Origin of the sequence: Streptomyces seoulensis (assembly GCF_004328625.1) — a bacterium.
Classification (GTDB): Bacteria; Actinomycetota; Actinomycetes; order Streptomycetales; family Streptomycetaceae; genus Streptomyces; species Streptomyces seoulensis.
The window spans coordinates 5,590,544-5,614,685 of the sequence record NZ_CP032229.1 but is presented as its reverse complement, the minus strand read 5'-3'; the positions used below and the strand labels follow the sequence as shown (position 1 = coordinate 5,614,685).

The 24,142-nt window shown below is 72.4% G+C and carries 23 protein-coding genes; 9 read left to right on the top strand and 14 right to left on the bottom strand.

The genetic code is table 11. The features are described from left to right. Positions 1-14: 14 nt before the first annotated feature. Together D0Z67_RS25830 and D0Z67_RS25825 are read right to left on the bottom strand one after the other, a co-directional pair. Positions 15-2,345, bottom strand: a complete 2,331-nt coding sequence (locus tag D0Z67_RS25830; RefSeq protein ID WP_031181363.1) for an FdhF/YdeP family oxidoreductase — start codon at positions 2,343-2,345, stop codon at positions 15-17. Between the two features lie 75 nt (positions 2,346-2,420). Then, entirely contained in the window at positions 2,421-2,939 is a 519-nt protein-coding gene (locus D0Z67_RS25825; RefSeq protein WP_031181364.1) for an SRPBCC family protein, read from the bottom strand. Positions 2,940-3,068: 129 nt separating this feature from the next. On the opposite strand from D0Z67_RS25825, the gene D0Z67_RS25820 reads away from it, so the two are divergent. Next, the gene (locus tag D0Z67_RS25820) at positions 3,069-4,070 is read left to right on the top strand and encodes an SDR family NAD(P)-dependent oxidoreductase (protein WP_031181365.1); all 1,002 of its coding nucleotides are present in this window, start codon (positions 3,069-3,071) and stop codon (positions 4,068-4,070) included. On the opposite strand, the gene D0Z67_RS25815 is transcribed toward D0Z67_RS25820, so the two are convergent. From D0Z67_RS25815 to D0Z67_RS25805, 3 genes are all read right to left on the bottom strand, one after another. Further along, positions 4,057-4,671: a class I SAM-dependent methyltransferase gene (locus D0Z67_RS25815; RefSeq protein WP_031181366.1), complete on the bottom strand. Its 615-nt coding sequence runs from the start codon at positions 4,669-4,671 to the stop codon at positions 4,057-4,059. The genes D0Z67_RS25820 and D0Z67_RS25815 overlap by 14 nt on opposite strands. A 72-nt stretch (positions 4,672-4,743) precedes the next feature. Continuing rightward, complete coding sequence (locus D0Z67_RS25810) at positions 4,744-5,157, bottom strand: SRPBCC family protein (protein WP_031181367.1); 414 nt, start codon at positions 5,155-5,157, stop codon at positions 4,744-4,746. 20 nt (positions 5,158-5,177) lie between these two features. Next, complete coding sequence (locus tag D0Z67_RS25805) at positions 5,178-6,188, bottom strand: aldo/keto reductase (RefSeq protein ID WP_031181368.1); 1,011 nt, start codon at positions 6,186-6,188, stop codon at positions 5,178-5,180. A 136-nt stretch (positions 6,189-6,324) separates the two neighbouring features. On the opposite strand from D0Z67_RS25805, the gene D0Z67_RS25800 reads away from it, so the two are divergent. Beyond that, a complete protein-coding gene (locus D0Z67_RS25800) occupies positions 6,325-7,236 on the top strand; it encodes a LysR substrate-binding domain-containing protein (RefSeq protein WP_031181369.1) in 912 nt (303 codons plus the stop codon). Here the strand turns inward: D0Z67_RS25800 and D0Z67_RS25795 are convergent. After that, complete coding sequence (locus D0Z67_RS25795; RefSeq protein WP_031181370.1) at positions 7,226-8,410, bottom strand: baeRF3 domain-containing protein; 1,185 nt, start codon at positions 8,408-8,410, stop codon at positions 7,226-7,228. The two genes, D0Z67_RS25800 and D0Z67_RS25795, sit on opposite strands and share 11 nt — an antisense overlap. A gap of 136 nt (positions 8,411-8,546) precedes the next feature. Between D0Z67_RS25795 and D0Z67_RS29785 the strand changes: the two genes are divergently transcribed. Then, positions 8,547-8,720 carry a hypothetical protein gene (locus D0Z67_RS29785; protein WP_165507361.1) on the top strand — a complete coding sequence of 58 codons (174 nt, stop codon included), beginning with the start codon at positions 8,547-8,549 and terminating at the stop codon, positions 8,718-8,720. A gap of 14 nt (positions 8,721-8,734) precedes the next feature. Here the strand turns inward: D0Z67_RS29785 and D0Z67_RS25790 are convergent, their stop codons facing one another. The 5 genes from D0Z67_RS25790 to D0Z67_RS25770 form a co-directional block, all read right to left on the bottom strand. Continuing rightward, positions 8,735-9,940: a sensor histidine kinase gene (locus D0Z67_RS25790; protein WP_078873321.1), complete on the bottom strand. Its 1,206-nt coding sequence runs from the start codon at positions 9,938-9,940 to the stop codon at positions 8,735-8,737. Between the two features lie 138 nt (positions 9,941-10,078). Beyond that, positions 10,079-11,767 carry a sodium/solute symporter gene (locus tag D0Z67_RS25785; RefSeq protein WP_031181372.1) on the bottom strand — a complete coding sequence of 563 codons (1,689 nt, stop codon included), beginning with the start codon at positions 11,765-11,767 and terminating at the stop codon, positions 10,079-10,081. Then, positions 11,764-12,096 (bottom strand): hypothetical protein, encoded by a 333-nt coding sequence (locus D0Z67_RS25780; protein WP_031181373.1) that lies wholly within the window; start codon positions 12,094-12,096, stop codon positions 11,764-11,766. Before D0Z67_RS25780 ends, D0Z67_RS25785 begins: the two co-directional genes overlap by 4 nt. 114 nt (positions 12,097-12,210) lie before the next feature. After that, positions 12,211-12,984 (bottom strand): LytR/AlgR family response regulator transcription factor, encoded by a 774-nt coding sequence (locus D0Z67_RS25775; protein WP_031181374.1) that lies wholly within the window; start codon positions 12,982-12,984, stop codon positions 12,211-12,213. A 145-nt stretch (positions 12,985-13,129) separates the two neighbouring features. Continuing rightward, a complete protein-coding gene (locus D0Z67_RS25770; RefSeq protein WP_037775092.1) occupies positions 13,130-15,016 on the bottom strand; it encodes an ABC transporter ATP-binding protein in 1,887 nt (628 codons plus the stop codon). Between the two features lie 98 nt (positions 15,017-15,114). Between D0Z67_RS25770 and D0Z67_RS25765 the strand changes: the two genes are divergently transcribed. Further along, on the top strand, positions 15,115-15,879 hold the full coding sequence (locus tag D0Z67_RS25765; RefSeq protein ID WP_031181376.1) for a crotonase/enoyl-CoA hydratase family protein: 765 nt from the start codon (positions 15,115-15,117) through the stop codon (positions 15,877-15,879). A 24-nt stretch (positions 15,880-15,903) separates the two neighbouring features. Here the strand turns inward: D0Z67_RS25765 and D0Z67_RS29780 are convergent, their stop codons facing one another. After that, positions 15,904-16,245 (bottom strand): hypothetical protein, encoded by a 342-nt coding sequence (locus D0Z67_RS29780; protein ID WP_158713892.1) that lies wholly within the window; start codon positions 16,243-16,245, stop codon positions 15,904-15,906. A 13-nt stretch (positions 16,246-16,258) separates the two neighbouring features. Beyond that, positions 16,259-16,582: a hypothetical protein gene (locus D0Z67_RS25760; protein WP_131589713.1), complete on the bottom strand. Its 324-nt coding sequence runs from the start codon at positions 16,580-16,582 to the stop codon at positions 16,259-16,261. A 254-nt stretch (positions 16,583-16,836) separates the two neighbouring features. Here D0Z67_RS25760 and D0Z67_RS25755 point away from each other — a divergent pair, with 254 nt between their 5' ends. Next, positions 16,837-17,922, top strand: coding sequence for a mechanosensitive ion channel family protein (locus tag D0Z67_RS25755; RefSeq protein WP_031181378.1), 1,086 nt, complete (start codon positions 16,837-16,839; stop codon positions 17,920-17,922). Positions 17,923-17,964: 42 nt separating this feature from the next. Here the strand turns inward: D0Z67_RS25755 and D0Z67_RS25750 are convergent, their stop codons facing one another. Then, complete coding sequence (locus D0Z67_RS25750; protein WP_031181379.1) at positions 17,965-18,621, bottom strand: HD domain-containing protein; 657 nt, start codon at positions 18,619-18,621, stop codon at positions 17,965-17,967. Positions 18,622-18,679: 58 nt separating this feature from the next. On the opposite strand from D0Z67_RS25750, the gene D0Z67_RS25745 reads away from it, so the two are divergent. From D0Z67_RS25745 to metX, 4 genes are all read left to right on the top strand, one after another. Further along, positions 18,680-19,105 (top strand): DUF4186 domain-containing protein, encoded by a 426-nt coding sequence (locus D0Z67_RS25745; RefSeq protein WP_051887701.1) that lies wholly within the window; start codon positions 18,680-18,682, stop codon positions 19,103-19,105. A gap of 89 nt (positions 19,106-19,194) precedes the next feature. Then, on the top strand, positions 19,195-21,414 hold the full coding sequence (locus D0Z67_RS25740; RefSeq protein WP_031181381.1) for an NADP-dependent isocitrate dehydrogenase: 2,220 nt from the start codon (positions 19,195-19,197) through the stop codon (positions 21,412-21,414). Positions 21,415-21,614: 200 nt separating this feature from the next. Next, positions 21,615-22,979, top strand: a complete 1,365-nt coding sequence (locus D0Z67_RS25735; RefSeq protein ID WP_078873323.1) for a bifunctional o-acetylhomoserine/o-acetylserine sulfhydrylase — start codon at positions 21,615-21,617, stop codon at positions 22,977-22,979. Continuing rightward, positions 22,976-24,127, top strand: coding sequence for a homoserine O-acetyltransferase MetX (gene metX / locus D0Z67_RS25730; RefSeq protein ID WP_078873325.1), 1,152 nt, complete (start codon positions 22,976-22,978; stop codon positions 24,125-24,127). The genes D0Z67_RS25735 and metX overlap by 4 nt, the downstream gene beginning before the upstream one ends. Positions 24,128-24,142: the final 15 nt, after the last annotated feature.

The window sequence follows — 24,142 nt, the reverse complement described above, 5'->3', positions numbered from 1 at the left end:
AGCAGCGGCGGGAGTCAGTCGTGCCAGTGGGTCGGCTTGGTGCCGGGAGGCGGGGTGCCCGGTTCGAGCCGGACCACGATCCCCTTGGAGGTGGGCTGGTTGCTGATCGCCGCGACGCTGTCGAGCGGCACCAGCGGCTGCACCTCCGGGTAGTACGCGGCCGCGCAGCCCCGGCTGGTGGGGTAGGGGATGACCTCGAAGCCCTTGACCCGCCGGTCGACGTCGTCGTGCCAGACGCCGACGATGTCCACGAACTGCCCCCGGACCAGCCCGAGATCGACCATGTCCTCGGGGTTGATCATGATGATGTTGCGGCGGCCGTGGATACCGCGGTAGCGGTCGTTGTTGGTGTACGGGATGGTGTTCCACTGGTCGTGCGAGCGCGTGCTCTGCAGGACCAGATGGCCGGGGGGCGCCGCGGACATGTCCCAGTCGTTGACGGTGAACATGGCCTTGCCGGTGGCGGTGGCGTACACGCCCTCGTTGACCGGGTTGGGGAGCTTGATGCCGCCCGGCCGGGACACGCGCCGGTTGAAGTCGTAGAAGCCCGGGATGATCTGGGCCACCCGGTCGCGGATGTTGCCGTAGTCCGCCTCGAACTCCAGCCAGGGGATGTCGGCGTCGGCGTTGTCCCCGAGGGTGCGCTCGGCCAGCCGGCACAGGATGGCGACCTCGCTGAGCAGCAGCCGGGAGGCGGGGCGGAGCTTGCCGAACGAGGTGTGCACCTCGCTGGAGGTGTTCTCCACGGTGACGAACTGGACGCCGCCCGCCTGGATGTCGATCTCGGTGCGGCCGAGGCAGGGCAGGATCAGCGCGGTCTCGCCGGTGACGGTGTGCGCCTTGCTGAGCTTGGTGGAGATCTGCGCGGTGACCTTGCAGCGCCGCATGGCCGCGTCGGTGATCTCGGTGTCGGGGGCGGCGCGGACGAAGTTGCCGGCCAGCGACAGGAACACCTTGACCTTGCCCTCGGCCATCGCCTTGACGGCCTTCACCGCGTCGTAGCCGTGGTGGCGGGGCGGGTCGAAGCGGAACTCGGACTTCAGGGCGTCCAGGAACTCGTCGGGCATCTGCTCCCACACGCCCATGGTGCGGTCGCCCTGGACGTTGCTGTGCCCGCGCACCGGGCTGGCGCCGCAGCCGACCCGGCCCAGGTTGCCGCGCAGCATGAGGAAGTTGACGATCTCGCGGACGGTCGGCACGCCCTGGCGCTGCTGGGTGACGCCCATGGCCCAGCAGACGATCACGCGGCCCGCGTGCATGACGTGGTCGTGGGCCTCCTCGATCTCCTCCCGGGTGAGCTGGGTGGCGGTGAGGATGTCGTCCCAGGAGATGCTGCGGGCGTGCCGGGCGAACTCCTCGAAGCCGGAGGTGTGCCGGGCGATGAAGTCGTGGTCGAGGACCGTGCCGGGGTTGGCGTCCTCGGCCTCCAGCAGCAGCTTGTTCAGGCCCTGGAAGAGGGCCAGGTCGCCGCCGCTGCGGATGTGCAGGAACTGGTCGGAGATCTGGACGCCGTCGCCGATCACGCCCCGGATCTGCTGCGGGTTCTTGAACCGCATCAGGCCGGCCTCGGGCAGCGTGTTCACCGAGATGATCTTGCCGCCGTTGTCCTTGCACTCCTCAAGCGCGGACAGCTGACGCGGGTGGTTCGTGGCCGGGTTCTGGCCGACGAGGAAGATCAGGTCGGACTGGTAGATGTCGTCCAGCGAGACGGTTCCCTTGCCGGTGCCGAGCGTCTCGTGCAGGCCGAAGCCGCTGGTCTCGTGGCACAGGTTGCTGCAGTCCGGCAGGTTGTTGGTGCCGAAGGCGCGGGCGAAGAGCTGGAGCACGAACGCCGACTCGTTGCTGGCCCGGCCCGAGGTGTAGAAGCAGGCTTCGTCCGGGGTGTCCAGGGCCTTCAGCTCGTCGGCGAGCAGGTCCAGGGCGTCGGCCCAGCTGATCGGCTCGTAGTAGTCCGAGTCGGCCCGTTTGATCATGGGCTCGGTGAGGCGGCCCTGCTGGTTGAGCCAGAGGTCGGACTGCTCGTTGAGCCAGGAGACGGGGTGGGCGCGGAAGAACTCGCGCGTGATGCGGCGCCCGGTGGCCTCGTCGTTGATGTGCTTGGCACCGTTCTCGCAGTACTCGTTCATGTGCCGGTGGCCCGGTGCCGGGTCGGCCCAGGCACAGCCGGGACAGTCGATGCCGCCGACCTGGTTCATGGTCAGCAGTGTCGTCGCCGTGGTCTTCAGCGACGCCTCGTCGAGGGAGTACTCCAGGGCGTGCGTCACCGCCGGGACGCCCGCCGCCCACTTCTTGGGCGGGCTGACAGTCAGCGGCTCGTCCGGCTCGTGCTTCGGCGCCTTCTTCATGGGAAATGCCTCTCGCTCTGTCCTGCGGCACGCGGCAGGCCGCTCGGTCGTCCGGTGTGGCGGCTCGGGCCGGGGTCAGCCGACGGGCCACTTGGGGACGCGGCTCCTGGGCGGGTCCGGCTCGGAGGGCGAGACCCGGCCGTTGTGGATCGAGCCCCGCCAGGCGCCGCTGGCGTCGCCGAGGCCCTCGATGAACTCCTTGAAGTTCTCCAGCGACTCGCGGACGAGCTTGCGGGCCCGGTTCGCCGAGTCCGGCAGCCGGCCGCTGAGCCCGTGCGGCTCGATGTGCATGTTCACCGTGATCACGGTGCGGTCCGGGGCGGCCGCGCGGAAGGACACCTCGCCCCACAGCCAGGGGTGGCGCCCCACGCTGCGCCAGGCGATGTGCGAGTCCGGTTCCTGCTCCACGATCTCGGCCATGAACTCCTTGGTGAGGAGTCCCGTCTTCACCTTCCACCGGGTCATGGCGGGGCCGACCTGGTCCACGCGCTTCACGGCGTTCATGATCCGGGGAAAGCTCTTGAACTGGGTCCACTGGTCGTACGCGGTGCGGACGGGTACTCGGACCTCGACCGACACGTCGATGCTGCTCATGGTCCACCTGCTTCCAGGCACGGATGCATTCAGTCTTGCCGGACCACGCACCCGTCGCCACAGCGCGGAAGGACACCCCCGAAGCCGCATCTGCGAGCTTTTCAGCGAGAGGTAGCGAGAGGTGAGGACATGACGCATGGCGAAGACACCCTGTCCGAGGGGATGTCCGCGCTGGTCACCGGGGGTTCCCGGGGCCTCGGGCTGCTGATCGCCAGACAGCTGGCGGGTCGCGGATGCGAGGTGACGGTCCTCGCGCGCGATTCCGGGGAATTGGGCCGGGCGATGGGCTGGATACGCCGCCGCACCGGCCGTACGGTCCGCGCGGTGGTGTGCGACGTACGGGACGAGAACGCGGTGACGGCTGCGGTCGACGAGGCCGCGGCGGCGGGCGGCGGTCTGGACGTGGTGATCGCCAACGCGGGGGTCATCCAGGTCGCCCCGGCCGAAACGGCGGGCAGCCGCGCCTTCCACGACGCCATGGCGACGATCTTCGACGGCACCCTGTACACCTGCCTGGCCGCCCTCCCCCATCTGCGCCGCAGCCCGTACGGCGGCCGCCTCGGCCTGATCGGCTCGGTCGGCGCGCTGGTCTCCCCGCCGCACCTCGTCCCCTACTCCTGCGCGAAGGCGGCGGTACGGGCGCTGGGCGAGGGGCTCCAGGCGGAGACGGCGGGCAGCGCGGTGAGCGTGACGACGGTCCATCCGGGGCTGATGCGCACCGGCTCGCATCTCCAGGCGGAGTTCGGCGGCCGGGCGGAGGAGGAGTACGCCTGGTTCTCCACCCTCTCGGGCACGCCGGTGCTGTCCATGGACGCGGAGCGCGCGGCGGAGAAGGTCGTCCAGGCGGTGGAGCGCCGCCGTACCCGCGCGGTCCTCACTCCGGCGGCCCGGCTGGCCTCGGTGGCCCACGGCGTGGCCCCGGCGGCGACGACCCGCGCCACCGGCCTCGCCGCCCGCACCCTCCCCCGCGCGCCGAGGGACGACGCCCCCCACCCCCTGCGCCAGGGCCACTCCCTCCGTACTCCGCGCACCCCCTGGCGCCGGGCCCTCGCCAAAGCCGGCCGAACCCTCAACGACCGGGCCTCCCGCCGCTACAACCAGCGCACCCCGGGCCCGCCTACGAGCGCGTGAGGGGTTTCCTCCATATGAGGGAGTACCGGCGCAGCACATGCCGCCGGTACCGCACCCCGGGCAGCATGTCCCGCGCGGCCCGGCGCACCTCCCCGTAGCTCATCTCCGCGTCGGCCACCGGCATCCCCTCGGGCGTGGTGGCCCGGCGCACGGCCTTGGTGACCCGCATGACGGGAGCGGCCGCGAGGAAGGCGGCCCACTCACCGGCGCTCTGCTCCCGCGCGAGCCCCACGATCACCAAGGTGCCGCCGGGTCGCAGCAGTTCGCGCATCCGGAGCACGGCGCGGGTGAAGTCCATGTGGTGGACGGTGGTCACCGAGCAGATGAAGTCGTACCCCTCGGCGGGGAGGCCGGCGGTCAGGAAGTCGCCCTGGAGGAACCGCAGGCCGGGCCGCCCGCCGGAGAGGCCGCGGGCGCGGGCGATCATCTCCGGCGACAAGTCGACACCGGTGACACGCGGCACGCGGGCCGCGAGCTTGCGCGCCAGCAGCCCGTCCCCGCAGCCGACGTCCAGCGCGTCGCCGCAGCCCGGCGGCACCTGGCGCAGGATGCCGGGGTGGCGGGCGACGTTGGTGTTCCAGTACGAGTCCGGGGTCTGCATGGCGGCATCGTAGGGACGGCAGCGGCCGCGCCGGTGCGAGTCGGGTGGATCACTCGCCGGCGCGGCCGGAAACTACCCCAGGGTGCGCTCCAGGGCTGCCAGGCCCTCGGTGTAGATGCCGTGGAAGAGGGCGGTGGCCTCCTCGTCCGTGGCGGTGGTCGGGGTGAAGGTGCCGGACCACTCGACGCGGGCGGTGCCCGGGGCCGGGAGGGGGTGGACGGTGAGGGTGGAGAGGTAGTCGGTGACCGGGAAGGGGGCCTTCAGGATGGTGTACGTGTAGGTGCGGGAGCCCTCGTCGAAGGCGGTGAGGCGTTCCACGATGGTCTCGCCCCCGGCGTTGGTGAGGGTGCGGACGCGGCCGCCCTCGCCGAGGGTGCTGCCCGGGATGTAGGGGAGCCAGTCGGGCAGGGAGCCGAAGCCGCCGATGAGCTGCCAGACCTGCTCGGGGCTGTGGGGGATGTCGATGTGGGTGCTCGTGCTAGCCATGTGCTTCTCCCAGCGGGGGGTCAGACGGTGGGGACGGGGGCGAAGGGGGAGATCAGACCCTCCGCGCGCAGGTCGGCCCAGAACGCGGCCGGAACCTGCTCGTGCAGCGCGGCCACGTCCTCGGCGATCCGGCTGGGCCGGGTCGCACCGGGGACGACGGCGGCGGTGGCAGGGTGGGCGAGGGCGAACTGGAGGGCCGCCGCCTTGATGGAGACGCCGTGCCGCTCGGCCAGCGCCTTGATCCGGTCGACCTTGTCGAGGATGGCCTGCGGGGCCTCCTGGTACTCGAAGTGCCGTCCGCCCGCGAGCACACCGGAGCTGTAGGGACCGCCGACGACCATGTCGACCCCCTGCTCGGCGGCGGCCGGCAGCAGCCGCTGGAGCGCGCGGTCGTGGTCGAGCAGGGTGTACCGGCCGGCCAGCAGGAAGGCGTCCGGACGCGGCTCGTCGAGGTCGAGGGTCAGCTCGATCGGCTCGACCTTGTTGACGCCGAGACCCCACGCCTTGATGACGCCCTCGTCGCGCAGCTTCTGGAGCACCCGGAAGGCGCCGGTGCGGGCGGTCTCGTAGCGGGCGAGCCACTGGTCGCCGTGGAAGTCCTGGGCGATGTCGTGCACCCAGACGATGTCCAGCCGGTCGGTGCCCAGCCGCTTCAGGCTGTCCTCGACGGAGCGCAGGGTGGCGTCGGCGGTGTAGTCGTCGGTCATCCGGTTGGGGCGCCCGTGCTCGAAGAGGCCGCCCTTCTCGCCCAGCTCGCGGGCGGCCGGGTCCTCGACGTCGTCGTGGATGACGCGGCCGACCTTGGTGCTGAGCACGTACGCGTCGCGCGGGCGCCCGGCGAGCGCCTCGCCGAGCCGTATCTCCGACAGGCCGGCGCCGTAGAAGGGCGCGGTGTCGAAGTAGCGGATGCCCTGGTCCCAGGCGGCGGCGACGGTCGCGGCGGCCTCTTCCTCGGGGATGGCCCGGAACATGTTGCCGAGCGGGGCGGTGCCGAAGCCCAGGGGACCGGGGAGGAGGGGCTTGATACCCATATGAGCGTGATCCTTGCCTTTGCGGGGTTTCGCGGGCTCTGCACTGGTCCGCGTTGCTTGCCCTGTCGAGGTTAGGATCGAACCTTGAGACTGTCCAAGACTTGCTTGGACATACTTGAGTCCCCGGAGGTCTCACATGCTGGATCTGCGCCAGCTCCGCTACTTCGTGGTCGTCGCCGAGGAGGAGCACGTGGGCCGCGCGGCCGAGCGCCTGCACATCTCGCAGTCCCCGCTCAGCCGCCAGATCGCCCAGCTGGAGAAGAACCTCGGCCTGACGCTGTTCGAGCGCGGCCAGCAGCGTATCCGGCTCACCGCCGACGGGCGCGTCTTCCTCTCCGAGGCCAAGGCGCTGCTGCGGCACGCCGACCGGCTGGAGAACCTGGGCCGCCGGCTCGGCCGGGGCGAGGAGGGCGGGCTGTGCATCGGGTACACGGTCGACGCCATGCACACCGGCGTACTCCCCCGCGCGCTGCGGGAACTCCACGACGAACGCCCCGGCATCCACGTCGCCCTCTACAACGTCCCCGCCGCCGAGCAGTTCGAGGGCCTGCGGCGGCGCAGCCTCGACATCGCCCTGGTCCCGGAACCGCCCGCCGAGGACGACCCCGACCTGAAGGCCGCGCTGCTGCTGGACGACCCGCTGCTGCTGGCGGTACCCACCGGGCACCCGCTCGCGGACTCGGCCGAGCCGGCCCCGGCCGACCTGGAGCAGCAGCCGTGGATCGCGGTGGAGAACAGCAGACGCCCGGCCTGGCGGGACGAGTTCATCGCCGCCTGCGCGGCCGCCGGGTTCACCCCCGACATCCGGATGGAGGCGTCCGAGCCGCTGACCGCGCTCGGCCTCGTCGCCTCCGGCCTCGGGCTGGCACTGATCCAGCGGAGCATGCTGCGCGGCCCGGTCGCGGGGGTGACGGTTCGCGAACTGCCCTGGCTGGACATGTCCGTTCGGCTGTGGGCGGCCTGGCACGCGATCGACCTGCGGCCGGTGGTCGCCTCGTTCCGTACGACCGTGCTCGACACCCGCGACCGGGAGGCGGTCAGTACCTGAGCAGGGCCGCCACTCCGCCGGCCTCGGCGAGGGTGCCGTCGGGGACGAACAGGATCTGCGAGTCGGCGTCGATGGCACGGTCGACCAGCTGCTCGATGATGTCGGTGGCCACGCCCATGGTGTGCGGCGGCGGCTCGACGTCCGGCCTGGGGTCGGGCAGCGTGACCGGCTCGGGCACCTCGACCAGCTCCAGCACCCGGCCGTCCTCGGTGATCCGGCCCGCGAGATCGAGCCCCTCCTCCACGATCAGCCGCGCCACCCGCTTGTCCGCGACGGCCGTCCAGACCTCCAGCGGGCCGCCCGCGTACTTGCCCAGACCGCGCGCCTCGCCCAGCGCGTCGACGGCCTCCGCGACCTGCTTCTCGTGGAACTCGGCGAGGACCGGCTCCAGCCGCTTCATCAGGTCCTTGGCCCGGTCCTTGTCCATCCCGGTCAGCGGCAGCGTGCCCGCGACCATGTCGCCGTGCGTGGTGACGGCCCTGAACGCCGCGAGGATCTTGTCGCCGCCGATGACGAACAGCGGCAGATCGCCGTCGTGTTCCTCGACCGCGTCCCCGAGCCGCTTGTCGACCATGCGGAGATACTGCTCGACGCGCGCCTTGTGCCCCTCGTACGGCGCGGAGTGCGGGATCGCGCCGGGCAGCGCGTCCTCCGGCGACGGGATCTCCGGGGCGCACGGGAAGCCGTGGTGCTCGACCTCGTCCAGGCGCTTCACCGAGCCGTGGTAGAGGCGGCACATCTCCTGGTCGAGCACGAGCACCAGGAACGGCCGGGACCGCTGCTCGGCGGCCTCCAGATACCGCGTCAGGAACTGGTCGGCGAACTCCACGCGCGGACGTACCGGCGCGAGGGACGTCATCTGCCAGACCTGGACCGGCTCGTCGGCGGCCACGTAGACCACCATCGCGTCGTCCGGGTGGAAGGGGTCGGCCACCTGCTCGATCACCGTGGTGTCCAGCATGTGGTCCCGCAGCTCCAGCCGGGTCTCCCGCGAGACGTCCGGGTCGTCCGCGAGGCGGCGCTTGGCCTCGGTGACGAGGTCGCGGAGCAGGATGCGGTCCTTCTCGCTGAAGGGGAAGTCCGGGTCGGTCGGCATCACCAGGGTGATGGCGGGGTACGGCCTCGGCTCGCTCAGAGCGGCACGGATCTCAGGAGTCAGCTCAGAGGTATGCACCAAGTCAGCGTCGCACCGCGCCCCCGCCCCCGCACCTCGAAACAGGGGCCGGCCCGGTCGCCCGAATGGCGGAGCGGGAATACCATGAACCATAACGAAACGGGCGCCGTCGTACGCGTGAGCAAGGAGCGGAGTCATGCGCAAGAACTCTCCGGTGAAGGGGCATCACGGTCTGGGCGCGCGAGGACAGGGCAAGTTGCTCTACTACCACACCCAGATCCCCGAGGCGGCGGCCCGCCAGGCGAAGGACCAGCAGCACCACCAGCGCCAGCAGCAGGAGCGCAAGCAGTCCAACGGCCGCTGGACCTGACCGCTCAGCCCTGGTCACCCCTGGCGCGAGCCGGGGCGGAACTTCGGGACCCGTACGGTGATCTTCGTGCCGGCACCCACGCCGGTCTCGATGACCAGACCGTACGGGTCTCCGTACACCTGGCGCAGCCTGCGGTCGACGTTGCTCAGGCCGATGCCGGTGTCCGGGCCCGCGGTGCCGCGCAGCAGGGCGCGCAGGCGGTCCGGTTCCATGCCGACGCCGTCGTCCTCGATGATCACGCGGGCCTCGGTGCCCTCGTCCTCCGCGATGATCGTGATCCGGCCGCGCTCGGCGGACTCCTCCAGGCCGTGCTTGAGCGCGTTCTCCACGAGCGGTTGCAGGCACAGGAACGGCAGGGTCACCGGCAGCACCTCGGGCGCGATCCGCAGGGTGACCGCGAGACGGCGGCCGAAGCGGGCGCGGGCGAGTTCGAGGTACTGCTCGATGGAGCGCAACTCCTCGGCGAGCGTGGTGAAGTCGCCGCCTCTGCGGAACGAGTAGCGGGTGAAGTCCGCGAACTCCAGCAGGAGTTCACGGGCCCGCTCGGGGTCGGTACGCACGAACGAGGCGATGCTCGCCAGGGAGTTGTAGATGAAGTGGGGGGAGATCTGGGCGCGCAGGGCGCGGATCTCGGCCTCGATCACGCTGGAGCGGGCCCGGTCCAGATCGACGAGTTCGAGCTGTACGGAGACCCAGCGGGCGACCTCCTCGGCGGCCCGGCGCAGCCCCCCGGACTCCCCGTCCCCGAAGGCGGCGAGCACCCCGGCGACCCGCCCGTCCACGGTCAACGGCGCGAGCACGCCCTGCCGTACGGGGCAGTCATCGTGCGCGCAGTCCAGTTCCACGCGCTGGGTGCGCCCCTCCCGCACCACGGCGGCCAGCCGCTCGGCGACCTCGGCGCGGTGATGCTCCCCGGCCCCGTCCCACGCGAGCACGGTCTCCTCGTCGGCGAGCGCGAGCGCCCCGGCCCCGAGCAGCGGCCGCAGCCGCCGGGCCGCCTTCCGCGCGGTGTCCGGGGTGAGGCCGGCCCGCAGCGGGGGCGCGGCCAGCGAGGCGGTGTGCAGGGTGTGGAAGGTGGCCTGCTCGACCGGCGTACCCGGGCCCGCCGGGTTGGCCTGCTGCCGCCGCAGCGCGACATGCCCCAGCGCGGCCCCCAGCACGAACAACGCGAGCCCCGCGACAGCCAGCAGCAACACCCCGAGCACACTCAGATCCGCCATCTCACACCCACCCTCCGGACGGACGCGGCCGCGCCACGCTGCCGGACGACCGCCGCGCGCACCCGGCCCGCGCCGCGAGACCGCCGGGCACACTGCCGCCCGGCGACGCCACAGCCGTCTCCCGGCACTCTCCCCACCTCACACCCGTCCCTCCGGCAGATGCAGCCGTGCCATCGTGGCCGCCGTTCCGGCCGGGACCCGGTGTCGGGTGGCGAGGGAGACCAGGATCATCGCCGTGAAGCCGACCGGGACCGACCAGACGGCGGGCCAGGCCAGCAAGGTGTGCGTCCAGCCGGAAGAGGCGCCGCCGGTGATGGTCGTGGTGACGGCGGTCAGGGCCGAGCCGCCGCCGAGGAGGAGCCCGGCGACGGCGCCGGGCGGGGTGAGGCCGCGCCACCAGATGCCGAGGACGAGCAGGGGGCAGAAGGAGGAGGCGGAGACGGCGAACGCCAGCCCGACCGCGTCGGCCACCGGCAGCCCGCCGACCACCGTCCCGGCGGCGGTGGGCACGGCGATGGCGGGGACCACGGCGAGCCGGAAGTGCCGCAGGCCCAGCGCCGGGAGCACGTCCTGCGCGAGCACCCCGGCGACGGACATGGTCAGCCCGGAAGCGGTGGACAGGAAGGCCGCGCAGGCCCCGCCCGCGACCAGCGCGCCGAGCAGGTCGCCGCCGACCCCGCCGATCAGCCGCTGGGGCAGCATGAGTACGGCGGCGTCGGTGTCGCCGGTGAGCAGCAGGTCGGGCGCGTACAGCCGGGCCAGCGAGCCGTAGAGCGGCATGAGCAGGTAGAACGCGCCGAGCAGGCCGAGCACGATGACGGTGGTGCGGCGGGCGGCGCGGCCGTCGGGGTTGGTGTAGAAGCGGACGACCACGTGCGGCAGGCCCATGGTGCCGAGGAAGGTGGCGAGGATCAGCCCGTAGGTGGCGTACAGCCCGTGTTCCCCGCGCCTCGGGGCGAGCGAGGCGGAGCCCGTCTCCCTTTCGGGCAGCGGGACTTGGGCACCGGGCGGAAAGCGCAGGCCGGTGTGCGCGCCGATGTGGTGGCGGCCCTCGGTGAGGGTGAGCGCGGCGCCCCGCAGCGGGTGTCCGTCGATGCTGCCGGTGGCGGTGACCCGTACCGGTTCCTCGACGGTGACGGTCATCGGGCGGTCGACGCGGACCTCGGTGGACCGGTGGAACACGGGCCGCTGGTCCCAGACGGGCAGCGGGGCGCGGTCGGCGTGCCAGGCGGCGAGCAGGAACACCACGGGCACCAGCAGCGCGGTCAGCTTGAGCCAGTACTGGAACGCCTGGACGAAGGTGATGCTGCGCATGCCCCCGGCGGCGACGGCTGCGGTCACCACGACGGCGACGACCAGGCCGCCGAGCCACCCGGGCGCGCCGGTCAGCAGCCGCAAGGTCAGTCCGGCGCCCCGCAGTTGGGGCAGCAGGTAGAGCCAGCCGACGCCCACCACGAGCACCCCGGCGATCCGGCGCACGGCACGCGACTCCAGCCGGGCCTCGGCGAAGTCGGGCAACGTGTAGGCGCCGGACCGGCGCAGCGGGGCGGCGACGAAGGCCAGCAGGACGAGGAACCCGGCGGTGTAGCCGATGGGGAACCAGAGCATGTCGACGCCCTGGGCGAGCAGCAGCCCGGCGATGCCGAGGAAGGAGGCGGCGGACAGGTACTCCCCGCTCACCGCGAAGGCGTTGAGCCGGGGCGCGACCGTGCGGGAGGCCACGTAGAAGTCGGAGGTGGTCCGGGAGATCCGCAGGCCGAGCGCGCCGACGAGTGCCGTGGCGAGCACCACGGCGGACACCCCGGCGATTCCGTACGTCTGGTTCAACGCCCGCTCACGTCACCCTCGTTGCGCTCGGCACGACGGACGTACCAGGCGCCGGTGGCGAGCAGCACGGGGTACGGCGCGACACCCAGCAGCAGCCAGACGGTGCCCTGACCGACCCCGCCGGCCGGCAACAGCCGGAACAGCAGGGGGAACAGCCCCAGCGGCAGGGCGAGCAGGGAGCACGCGACGAGACCGACACGCATCTGACGCCGCATCAACTTGCGTACCACGACGTCGTCATGAGCGAGGGAGTCCGGGTACCCGGCCCGTGTGCGCCCGGCCGGAGCCCCGGTGACCACCTCCCGGCGCGGGGTGGGTTGCGCACCCATGACGCACCCCCCGAGACCCCGGTGATCACCTTGTTGCGGCGAGTGTACGCAGCGCGTCCGGGGTGAGACAGGGTCCTGCCGCGTTCGGCACAGGGTCGCCACAGCGCGCCGGGCTCAGCGGGCGCGTGCGGCGGTGCCGGTGGCCCGGCGGGCCAGCAGGTCGCGCAGTTCACGGGCGTTGCGACGGCTGACGGGAAGGACGCGGTCACCGACCCGCACGGTCACGTTGCCGCCGTCGAGCCGCAGTTCCTCGATCCGGTCGAGCGCCACCAGGTGGCTGCGGTGGATGCGTACGAACCCCTGCGTGCGCCACTGCTCCTCCAGCGTGGACAGCGGAACGCGGACGAGGTGGCTGCCGCGCCCGGTGTGCAGCCGGGCGTAGTCGCCGCGCGCCTCGGCGTAGGCGATGTCGGCGACCGGCACGAACCGGGTCACCCCGCCCAGTTCCACCGGGACCTGGCCCCCGCCGGGCGGCCCGGCGGGCTGGGCGCGGGGGCCCTGTCCCGCGTGGGTCAGCTCGGCCACCCGGCGCACGGCCTCCGCGAACCGTTCCTCGCGCAGCGGCTTGAGGAGGTAGTCGACGGCCTTGAGGTCGAAGGCGCGGACGGCGAAGTCCTCGTGCGCGGTGACGAAGACGATGAGCGGCGGGGCGGCGAACCCGCCCAGCAGCCGGGCCAGTTCGAGTCCGCTGAGGCCCGGCATGTTGATGTCGAGGAAGACCACGTCGACCGCGTCCGCGCCGCCCTCGACGGCCCGGCTGAGAGTGCGCAGCGCCTCGGTGGCCTCCAGCGCGGGCAGCACGCTGCCGACCCTGGGGTCCTGGTCGAGCAGATACAGCAGCTCCGAGAGCGCGGGTTCCTCGTCGTCCACGGCGAGCACCCGCAACAGGCCCTCGCCGCGGCCGCCTTGCGTGCCGGTCCGCCGCGTTCCGCTCATCCCCGCCGGTCCCTCTCTCCCGTGTCCGTGGGAGGAATGGTGGGCCCTCGCGCGGGCGGCGTCCAGCACGGTGACGCGGTCGATCCGCCGGGACCGCTCAGGCCACCGGAACCGTGTCGCCGTCCTTCCCGGCGAACTGGGTGCGGTACAGCTCGGCGTACCGGCCCCGGGCCGCGAGCAGTTGGTCGTGGGTGCCGCGTTCGACGATCCGGCCGGCCTCCACGACGAGGATCTGGTCGGCGGCGCGGACGGTGGAGAGGCGGTGGGCGATGACCACGGCGGTGCGGTCGTGGAGCGCCTCGGCGAGGGCCTCCTGCACGGCCGCCTCGGAGGTGTTGTCGAGGTGGGCGGTGGCCTCGTCGAGGATGACGACGCGCTGGCGGGCGAGGAGCAGCCGGGCGATGGTCATGCGCTGGCGCTCGCCGCCGGAGAGCCGGTAGCCGCGCTCGCCGACGACCGTGTCGAGCCCGTCCGGCAGGGACCGTACGACCTCGTCCAGCCGGGCCCGGCCGAGCGCTTCCCACAGCGCTTCGTCGTCGGCCTCGGGGCGGGCGAGGAGCAGGTTGGCGCGGACGGTGTCGTGGAAGAGGTGGCCGTCCTGGGTGACCATGCCGACGGTGGCCCGCAGGGAGGTCGCGCTCAGGTCCCGTACGTCGATCCCGCCGACCCGTACGGCGCCGCTGTCGGTGTCGTACAGCCGGGGCAGGAGCTGGGCGATGGTGGACTTCCCGGCGCCGGAGGAGCCGACCAGGGCGACGGTCTCGCCGGGGGCGGCGCGGAAGGAGACGCCGTGCAGCACCTCGGCGCCGCCGCGTACGTCGAGCGCGGCGACCTCCTCCAGCGAGGCGAGGGAGACCTTGTCGGCGGCCGGGTAGGCGAAGCGCACGTCGTCGAACTCGATGGCGACCGGGCCCTCCGGCACCGCGACCGCGTCCGGCTTCTCCGCGATGAGCGGCTCCAGGTCCAGCACCTCGAAGACGCGCTCGAAGCTGACCAGGGCGCTCATCACCTCCACCCGGGCCCCGGCGAGCGAGGTGAGCGGGGCGTAGAGCCGGGTGAGCAGCAGGGAGAGGGAGACGACCGCGCCGGCCTCCAGGGTGCCGCGCAGCGCGAACCAGCCGCCGAGGCCGTAGACGAGGGCCAGCGCGAGGGCGGAGACCAGGGTGAGGGCGGTGATGAACACCGACTGGGCGGTGGCGGTGCGTACCCCGATGTCGCGGACCTGGCCGGCGCGGGCGGCGAACTGGGCCGACTCCTCACCGGGGCGGCCGAACAGCTTGACGAGGGTGGCGCCGGGCGCGGAGAAGCGTTCCGTCATCCGGGTGCCCATGGCCGCGTTCAGCTCGGCCGCCTCGCGCTGCATCCGGGCCATGCGGCTGCCCATCCGGCGGGCGGGCAGCACGAACACCGGCAGCAGGACCAGGGCGAGGAGGGTGATCTGCCAGGACAGGGCGAGCATGACGGCGAGCGTGAGCACCAGGGTGACCACGTTGGTGACCACGCCGGACAGGGTGGAGGCGAAGGCCCGCTGGGCGCCGATCACGTCGTTGTTGAGGCGGCTGACCAGGGCGCCGGTGCGGGTGCGGGTGAAGAAGGCGACGGGCATCCGCTGGACGTGGTCGAAGACGGCCGTGCGCAGGTCGAGGATGAGCCCCTCCCCCAGCGTCGCCGACAGCCGCCGGACCAGGATGCCGAGCCCGGCCTCGGCGACCGCGACCGCCGCGATGAGCAGCGAGAGCCGGACCACCCGGCCGGAGTCGTGGCCGGCCACGATGGCGTCGACCACGCGTCCGGCGAGCACCGGGGTGGCGACCGCGAGCAGGGCGGTGACGATGCCGAGCACGACGAACCGGGTGATGCCCGCGCGGTGCGGTCGGGCGAAGGCGGCGATGCGGCGCAGCGTGGCGCGGGCGAGGGGCCGGCGCTGCTGCTGCGCGGTCATCACGCTGTGCAGCTGCGTCCAGGCGGTGGTTTCCATGCTCATGGGTCCAACGTAGGACCTCAAGTTTGCTTGACGTCAACCGTCCGGGGTCCGGGTACGGCACAGTGGCCCCTCCAGCAGCTCGGCGAGGAGGAGTCACGGTGCCGGTTCGGGTGGAGTCGCGGGGTCAGGTGACGACGGTCGTCCTGTCGCGCCCGCAGGCGCGCAACGCGGTCGACGGTCCGACGGCGGCCGAACTGGCCGCCGCCTTCCGGGCGTTCGAGGAGGACGAGCAGGCGCGCGTGGCGGTGCTGTGGGGTGAGGGCGGCACGTTCTGCGCGGGCGCCGACCTGAAGGCGATCGGCACCGGGCGCGGCAACCGGGTCGCACCGGACGGCGACGGCCCGATGGGGCCGACCCGGATGCGGCTGTCCAAGCCGGTGATCGCGGCCGTGGCCGGGCACGCCGTGGCGGGCGGTCTGGAGCTGGCCCTGTGGTGCGACCTCCGGGTGGCGGAGGAGGACGCGGTGTTCGGCGTCTTCTGCCGGCGCTGGGGCGTACCGCTGATCGACGGCGGTACGGTGCGGCTGCCCCGGCTGATCGGCACCGGCCGGGCCATGGACATGATCCTCACCGGCCGCCCGGTCCCGGCCGCCGAGGCCCACGCCATCGGCCTCGCGGACCGCGTCGTCCCGTCCGGCCGTGCCCGCGCCGAGGCGGAGGAACTGGCGGCGGCCATCGCCCGCTTCCCCCAGGACTGCCTGCGCTCCGACCGGGCCTCGGTTCTCGACCAGGAAGGACTGCGCGAGGAGGAGGCGATGGGCCGTGAACTCCGGCACGGGCGAGCGGTGCTGGCGAAGGCGTCGGAGGGCGCGGCCCGGTTCGCCGGGGGTGCGGGGCGGCACGGGGCGTTCGACGAGCCGTGACCGCCTCCCGCCTTCAGGATGGCGTCACTTGTAGGTGATGACGATGCCGTCCCTGCCGTCGCGTCCCCTCCTCCCCCAGGGGCCACGGCGGCCGTCGTCGCCGTCGTCGCCGTGCTCCCCCGGCCGGCCCGTGGGCCCGGTGGGGCCGGGGTCGCCGGACGGGCCCGAGGGGCCGGGCGGACCGGGCGGCCCCTGGTGGGTGCCGCTGCCGCCGTCCTCGAGACCGACCCGCTGCATCCGCATCGCGTCGAGCTGCTGCTGGTGGGCGACGAGCAGGACCGCCTGCGCGACCACCACGACGGTCACCGCCGCGCCGGCCGCCATGCGGCGCGGTGAACCGCGCCACGCCTCTTTCACGCTTCTCACATCGATCCTCACGCTAGCTCGCCGGCGGGGCGACGGCGTCCTTGCCGTCCTTCCCGTCCTTGCCGTCCTTGCCGGGCGGGCCGGCCGCACCGTCCGCGCCGTCCGTCCCGTCCTTCCCGGCCGGCCCGATGGGGCCGGCGGGGCCGGTGGGACCGGGCGGGCCGGAAGGACCGGGCGGCCCCGGCTCCAGGCCCTCCTGGAAGTCGACGGACTGCGTCTGCAAGCCCTGGATCTGGAGGTGCTGTTCGACGATGACGGCCGACTGCACGACGAGCGCAATCGTCAGCGCGGCACCGAGCACGAAGGGACGCCGCGGACCGCGCAGCGCTTGAGTCACGCTTCTCATATTTATCCTCACGCTGAGTGACGAGCGAAAGTGTAAATGACGACATGTCAGAAAAAGCGAAGTACCACACCGAGTGTCCGCGCGGCATTTCGGAGCCGCGCGGATGCGGCAGGATGACGGCACGTGCCCTTCGCCGCACCTTCGTACGGCGGGCACGCGCGCACCCCCGGACAGCGAACAGGTGACAACGTGACGCGACTTCACAGCAGGCTCCACACCGTCGTTCCGGCCGCGGGAGGCGCCCGGTGAACCGCACCCCGACCCTGGACGACCTGGTCCTCGCCGGTATCGCGCTGGCCGCCGGGCTGGTGCTGGCCTTCCTGTCGCGGACGGTGCTGCGCTGGCTGGCCAAGCACGCCAAGCGGACCCGGTGGAGCGGCGACGACGTCATCGTGGACGCGCTGCGCTCCGTCGTGCCGTGGGCCGCGATAGCGGGCGGCATCGCGGCGGGCGCGGCCCTGCTGCCGATGACCCGTACCGTGCGGCACCACGTCAGCCAGTCCCTCCAGGTCTGGCTGATCCTCGTGGTGACGCTGTCGGCGGCGCGGGTGATCGCGGGCCTGGTGCAGAGCGTCACCCAGTCCCGCTCGGGCGTGGCGGGCTCGGCGACCATCTTCGTCAACATCACCCGGGTCCTGGTGCTGGCCATCGGCTTCCTGGTGGTGCTCCAGACCCTCGGCATCTCGATCGCCCCGCTGCTCACCGCCCTGGGCGTCGGCGGTCTCGCGGTCGCGCTGGCGCTCCAGGACACCCTGGCCAACCTCTTCGCCGGCATCCACATCCTCGCCTCCAAGACCGTGCAGCCCGGCGACTACATCCGGCTGAGCAGCGGCGAAGAGGGGTACGTCGTCGACATCAACTGGCGTCAGACGACCGTGCGTCAGCTCTCCAACAACCTGGTGGTCATCCCCAACGGCCAGCTCGCCAAGACCAACATGACCAACTTCACCCGCCCCGAACAGGAGTTGACGGTGCTGGTGCAGGCGGGGGTGAGCTACGACTCGGACCTGGAGCACGTGGAGCGGGTGACGGCGGAAGTCGTCGACGAGGTGATGACCGAGATCACCGGTGCCGTCCCGGAGCACGAGGCGGCGATCCGCTTCCACACCTTCGGGGACTCCCGGATCGGGTTCACGATCATCCTGGGCGTGGGCGAGTTCAGCGACCAGTTCCGGATCAAGCACGAGTTCATCAAGCGCCTGCACCGCCGCTACCGCGAGGAGGGCATCCGCATCCCGGCCCCGACCCGCACGGTCGCGCTCCAGCAGGGCTCGGTGCTGATACCGCACCAGCGCACGGCCGACGACATGACGGCACCGTCGGAGCAGTGAGCACGGTGGCGGCGCTCCCGGCCGGGGGCGCCGCCACCTTCTTCAGTCCTGATCCGGCGCGCTCCGCGACCAGCCCCGCCGCTCCCCCTCGTCGATGAGGTGCCGGCCAGCCGTCCACAGGGAGGCGGAGGCGTCCCCGATCACCGCCTTGCGGGCCCGTACGTCGTCGGCGGTGACGCCGGGGGTGCGCCATGTGCCGCCACGGGCCATCCAGTTGAGCAGCAGCGGCTGGAGCCGGTCCATGGCCTTGGCGAACCGGGCCTCGGGGGTGGCGCGTTCCTCGAACTCGTCCCACAGCGCCCGCATCCGCCGGGCCTGGTCGTCCGGGAGCAGCCCGAAGAGGTCGTCGGCCGCGACCGCCTCCCGCTCCAGCTGCCCGGCGCCGCCCGCGCTGTCGTACAGCGGGGTGTCCCCGGCGTAGATCTCCACCAGATCGTGCACCAGCACCAGCTCGACGGTGCGGCCGACGTCGATGGGCTCGTCGGAGTGCTCGGCGAGGAGCGCGACCATCATGGCCAGGTGCCAGGAGTGCTCGGCGTCGTTCTCCCGGCGGTCCGCCGCGGCGAGCGGCGACTGACGGAGCACGGTCTTGAGCCGGTCCACCTCCACCAGGAAGGTGAGCTGGGCCCGCAGCCGCTCCTCGATCCCGTCGGGCAGGGGCGTCCGGTCCACGAGCAGGTTCCTGGGTTCGTCACTCACCGGCTCATCGTGGCACGCCCGGACGGGGCTCACGCCACCGGGCTAAGCTCGAAATAGTATGACTTCTCACCGTGATCCCGAGCCGAGATCCGAGCCCGAGCCCTTCACCCCGCCCTCCCCCGCGGCGCTGGACGCGCGGCTCGACTCGATCACCCGGCAGCCGTTCCGGGCCAGGTTCCACCTGCGCGGACGCGACCGGGTCACCGCCGGGCTGAAGGGCCCGGCCACCATCCGCTGGCACGCCTACGACCTGATCGCCGGGCGGCTCGCCCCCGCGCAGCCGTACAAGGACGGCAAGCAGACCCCGTACCGGGGCCACCCCGTCTTCGTCGCCCAGCACGCCACCGGCACGTGCTGCCGCACCTGTCTGCTGCGCGACCACGGCATCCCCAGGGGCCGGGACCTGACCCGCGCCGAGCATGTCTACGTGGTGGAGGTGATCTGTCGCTGGATCGAGCGGGAGATGACCGGCGGCGCGCGCTGAGCGGCCGGCACCGGACCCCTGTCGAACCGGACCCGGTCACGAGATATCTTGATGTCGAGCAATGTTGCAGACGTGGAGCGGAGCACCCGGTGACTGACTCGACCATCATCTACACCTACACGGACGAAGCGCCGGCCCTGGCGACCCATTCGTTCCTGCCGGTGATCCAGGCGTACGCCGCGCAGGCCGGGGTCCCCGTGGAGACCCGCGACATCTCGCTGGCCGGGCGCATCATCGCCGTCTTCCCGGAGTACCTGAACGAGGACCAGCGCATCCCGGACGCGCTCGCCGAGCTGGGCGACCTGGCCAAGACGCCGGCCGCGAACATCGTCAAGCTGCCGAACATCTCGGCCTCGATCCCGCAGCTCAAGGCCGCTGTCGCCGAGCTGCAGGCCAAGGGCTACGCGCTGCCGGACTACCCCGAGGACCCGAAGACCGACGAGGAGCGCGAGGTCCGCGCACGCTACGACAAGATCAAGGGTTCCGCCGTGAACCCGGTCCTGCGTGAGGGCAACTCCGACCGCCGCGCCCCCGCCTCGGTGAAGAACTACGCCAAGAACCACCCGCACCGCATGGGCGCCTGGACCCCCGAGTCCAAGACCAACGTGGCCACCATGGGTGAGAACGACTTCCGCTCCACCGAGAAGTCCACGGTCATCGCCGAGGACGGCACGCTCCGTATCGAGCTGGTCGCCGAGGACGGCACCACCACCGTGCTGCGCGAGTCGGTACCGGTCCGCAAGGACGAGGTCGTCGACGCCTCCGTCATGCACGTCGCCGAGCTGGAGCAGTTCCTCGCCGCGCAGGTCGCCCGCGCGAAGGAGGAGGGCGTCCTGTTCTCCGTGCACCTCAAGGCCACGATGATGAAGGTCTCCGACCCGATCGTCTTCGGCCACGTGGTGCGCGCCTTCTTCCCGAAGACCTTCGCCAAGTACGGCCAGACCCTTAAGTCGGCCGGCCTGTCCCCCAACGACGGCCTCGGCGGCATCTACAAGGGCCTGGAGGGCCTGCCGGAGGGCGCCGAGATCAAGGCGTCCTTCGACGCCGAGCTGGCCGAGGGGCCCGCGCTCGCCATGGTCGACTCTGACAAGGGCATCACCAACCTGCACGTCCCCTCGGACGTCATCGTGGACGCCTCCATGCCCGCGATGATCCGCACCTCCGGCCACATGTGGGGCCCGGACGGCGAGGAGCACGACACCCTCGCGGTGATCCCGGACTCCTCCTACGCCGGTGTCTACCAGGCCGTCATCGAGGACTGCCGCGCCAACGGCGCCTACGACCCGTCCACCATGGGCACGGTCCCCAACGTCGGCCTGATGGCGCAGAAGGCCGAGGAGTACGGCTCGCACGACAAGACCTTCGAGGTCGCCACCGCGGGCACGGTCCGCGTGACCGACGCCGACGGCAACGTGCTCATCGAGCAGCCGGTCGCCGAGGGTGACATCTTCCGCGCCTGCCAGACCAAGGACGACCCGATCCGCGACTGGGTCAAGCTGGCCGTCACCCGCGCCCGCGCCACCGGCGACCCGGCGATCTTCTGGCTGGACGAGACCCGCGCGCACGACGCCAACCTGATCGCCAAGGTCAACCAGTACCTCACCGAGCACGACACCGAGGGCCTGGACATCCGCGTCCTGCCGCCGGTCGAGGCCGCCAAGCTGTCGGTGGAGCGCATCCGCCGCGGCGAGAACACCATCTCGGTGACCGGCAACGTGCTGCGTGACTACCTGACCGACCTCTTCCCGATCCTGGAGCTGGGCACCAGCGCCAAGATGCTGTCGGTCGTCCCGCTGATGGCGGGCGGCGGCCTGTTCGAGACGGGCGCGGGCGGCTCGGCCCCCAAGCACGTCCAGCAGCTCGTCAAGGAGAACTACCTGCGCTGGGACTCCCTCGGCGAGTTCTTCGCCCTGGTCCCCGCCTTCGAGCAGTACGCCGAGGCCACCGGCAACACCCGCGCCAAGGTCCTCGCCGACACCCTGGACCGCGCCACGGCGACCTTCCTCAACGAGGACAAGTCCCCGACCCGTCGCGTCGGCGGCATCGACAACCGCGGCAGCCACTTCTTCCTCTCCCTGTACTGGGCGCAGGAGCTGGCCCAGCAGACCGACGACGCCGACCTGGCGAAGGCGTTCGCCCCGTTCGCCGAGGCCCTCGCGGCCGACGAGCAGAAGATCGTGGACGAGCTGCTCGCGGTGCAGGGCTCCCCGGCCGACATCGGCGGCTACTACCAGCCGGAGAAGGCCAAGGCGGACGCGGTCATGCGCCCGTCGGCCACCTGGAACGCGGCGCTCGGCTCGCTGAGCTGACCCGTGCGCTAGCCGTACGCGCGTGCCCCGGCCGGACTCCTCCGGCCGGGGCACGGTCGTCACCGCGCTGTGCTGCGGCGGTGTTGCGGGGATGTGGCGTACATGAAGTCCTCATGGCGGGGTTCGTGCCGGGCTGTCCGGGGCTGTCCCGCCGTGCTTGTCTCGTGCCCGGACCGCGCCCGCACCGCACGAGGAGCACCATGAGCAGCCAGCCCATCGACTCGGTCACCGCAGGACACACCCCGGACGAGCCGCCCGCCGGACCCGACACCTCGGCCTGGTCCTTCGAGACCCGGCAGATCCACGCCGGCGCGGCACCCGACCCCACGACCGGGGCGCGGGCCACGCCGATCTACCAGACCACGTCCTTCGTCTTCCAGGACACCCAGCACGCCGCCGACCTGTTCTCGCTCGCCGAGCCCGGCAACATCTACACCCGTATACACAACCCGACGCAGGACGTTTTCGAGCAGCGGATCGCCGCCCTGGAGGGCGGGGTCGCCGCCGTGGCGCTGGCCTCGGGACAGGCCGCCGAGACGCTCGCCCTGCTGACCCTGGCTGGCGCGGGCGACCACATCGTCTCCAGTGCCTCCCTGTACGGCGGCACGTACAACCTGTTCCGGCACACCCTGCCGCGGCTGGGCATCGAGGTGTCGTTCGTGGACGACCCGGACGACGCGCAGGCGTGGCGGGCGGCGATCCGGCCGAACACCAAGGCGCTCTTCGCGGAGACGCTGGGCAATCCGCGCGGCAACGTGCTCGACGTACGGGCGGTCGCGGACGTGGCGCACGACGCGGGCGTGCCGCTGATCGTGGACAACACGGTGCCGACCCCGTATCTGCTGCGGCCCATCGAGCACGGCGCGGACATCGTGGTGCACTCCGCGACCAAGTTCCTCGGCGGGCACGGCACCGCCATCGCCGGTGTGGTGGTGGACGGCGGCACCTTCGACTTCGGCGCCCACCCCGAGCGGTTCCCGGACTTCTCCGAGCCCGACCCCAGCTACCACGGTCTGCGGTACTGGCCGGCGCTCGGTCCGGGCGCCTACGCGGTCAAGCTGCGGGTGCAACTGCTGCGCGACCTGGGCCCGGCGCTCTCCCCGCATTCGGCGTTCCTGCTGCTCCAGGGCGTGGAGACGCTGAGCCTGCGCCTGGAACGGCACTCCGCCAACGCGCTGGCCCTGGCCGAGTGGCTTCAGGGCCGGGACGAGGTGGCCGCCGTCCACTATCCGGGGCTCGCGTCCAGCAAGTGGTACGAGGCGGGGCGGAAGTACCTCCCGCGCGGCTCCGGCGCGATCGTCTCCTTCGAGCTGCGGGACGGGGTGGAGGCGGGCAAGCGGTTCGTGGACGCGGTGGAGCTGTTCAGCCACCTCGCCAACATCGGTGACGTACGCAGCCTGATCATCCACCCCGCGTCCACGACCCACAGCCAGCTGGACGAGGAGCAGCTGACGGCGACTGGTACCGCGCCGGGGCTGGTCAGGCTGTCGGTGGGCATCGAGAACCTGGACGACCTGAAGGCGGACCTTGAGGCCGGGTTCCGCGCGGCCAAGGGCGCCTCCTGAGCACCGTTCCGCGCGCCCGCCCCGCCCCGCCGCGCCCGCCGGTCACCGGCGCCTGGCGGGACGGGGACCCCGCCGGGCGACGCCGGTGGCACAGCTCCGGTACGCCGCTGCGGCTGGAGGCGGGCGGTGAACTGCCGGGCTTACGGCTGGCGTTCGAGACCTGGGGGCGGCTCGCGCCGGACCGGTCCAACGCGGTGCTGGTGCTGCACGCGCTGACCGGCGACAGCCATGTCTCCGGTCCGGCCGGTCCGGGGCATCCCACGCCCGGCTGGTGGGACGCGCTGGTCGGTCCGGGCCGGGCGCTGGACACCGACCGCTGGTTCGTCGTCGCACCGAACGTGCTCGGCGGCTGTCAGGGCAGCACCGGCCCGGCCTCTCCCCGGCCGGGCACCGACCGGGCCTGGGGCGGGGCGTTCCCGTTCCTGACCCAGCGGGACCAAGTGGCGGCGGAGGCGGGGCTCGCGGACGCGCTCGGCATCGAACGGTGGGCGCTGGTCGCCGGCGGCTCGATGGGCGGGATGCGGGCGATGGAGTGGGCGGTGTCGTACCCGGAGCGGGTCGGCGCGCTCCTGCTGCTGGCCACGACAGCCTCGGCGAGCGCCGAGCAGATCGCCTGGGCGGGCATCCAGTTGGGAGCAATCCGCGCCGACCCGCACTGGCGGGGAGGCGACTACCACTCCACCGGGCGCGGCCCGGTGGACGGACTGGGTCTGGCCCGCCGTCTGGCCCATGTGACCTACCGCGCCGAGGCGGAGTTGCAGACCCGGTTCGGCCGGGCTCCGCAGGGCGGGGAGGACCCGTGGCACGGGGGCCGGTACCAGGTGGGCTCGTACCTGGACCATCATGCCGAGAAGCTCGTCCGCCGCTTCGACGCGGGGAGTTACGTGGTGCTGACCGAGGCGATGAACGCGCACGACGTGGGGCGCGGGAGGGGCGGTGCCCGCTCGGCGCTGGCCGGGGTGCGGGCGCCGGCGCTGGTGGCCGGGGTGGACTCCGACCGGCTCTATCCGCTGTCCCAGCAGCGGGAGTTGGCCGCGCTGATCCCGTCTGCGGACGGGGTGCGGGTGGTCGAATCGCCCTACGGGCACGACGGGTTCCTGATCGAGACGGAGCAGGTTGGCAGACTGGTGGCCGAGTTGCTGCGCTGATCCCAGGGAGCCGAT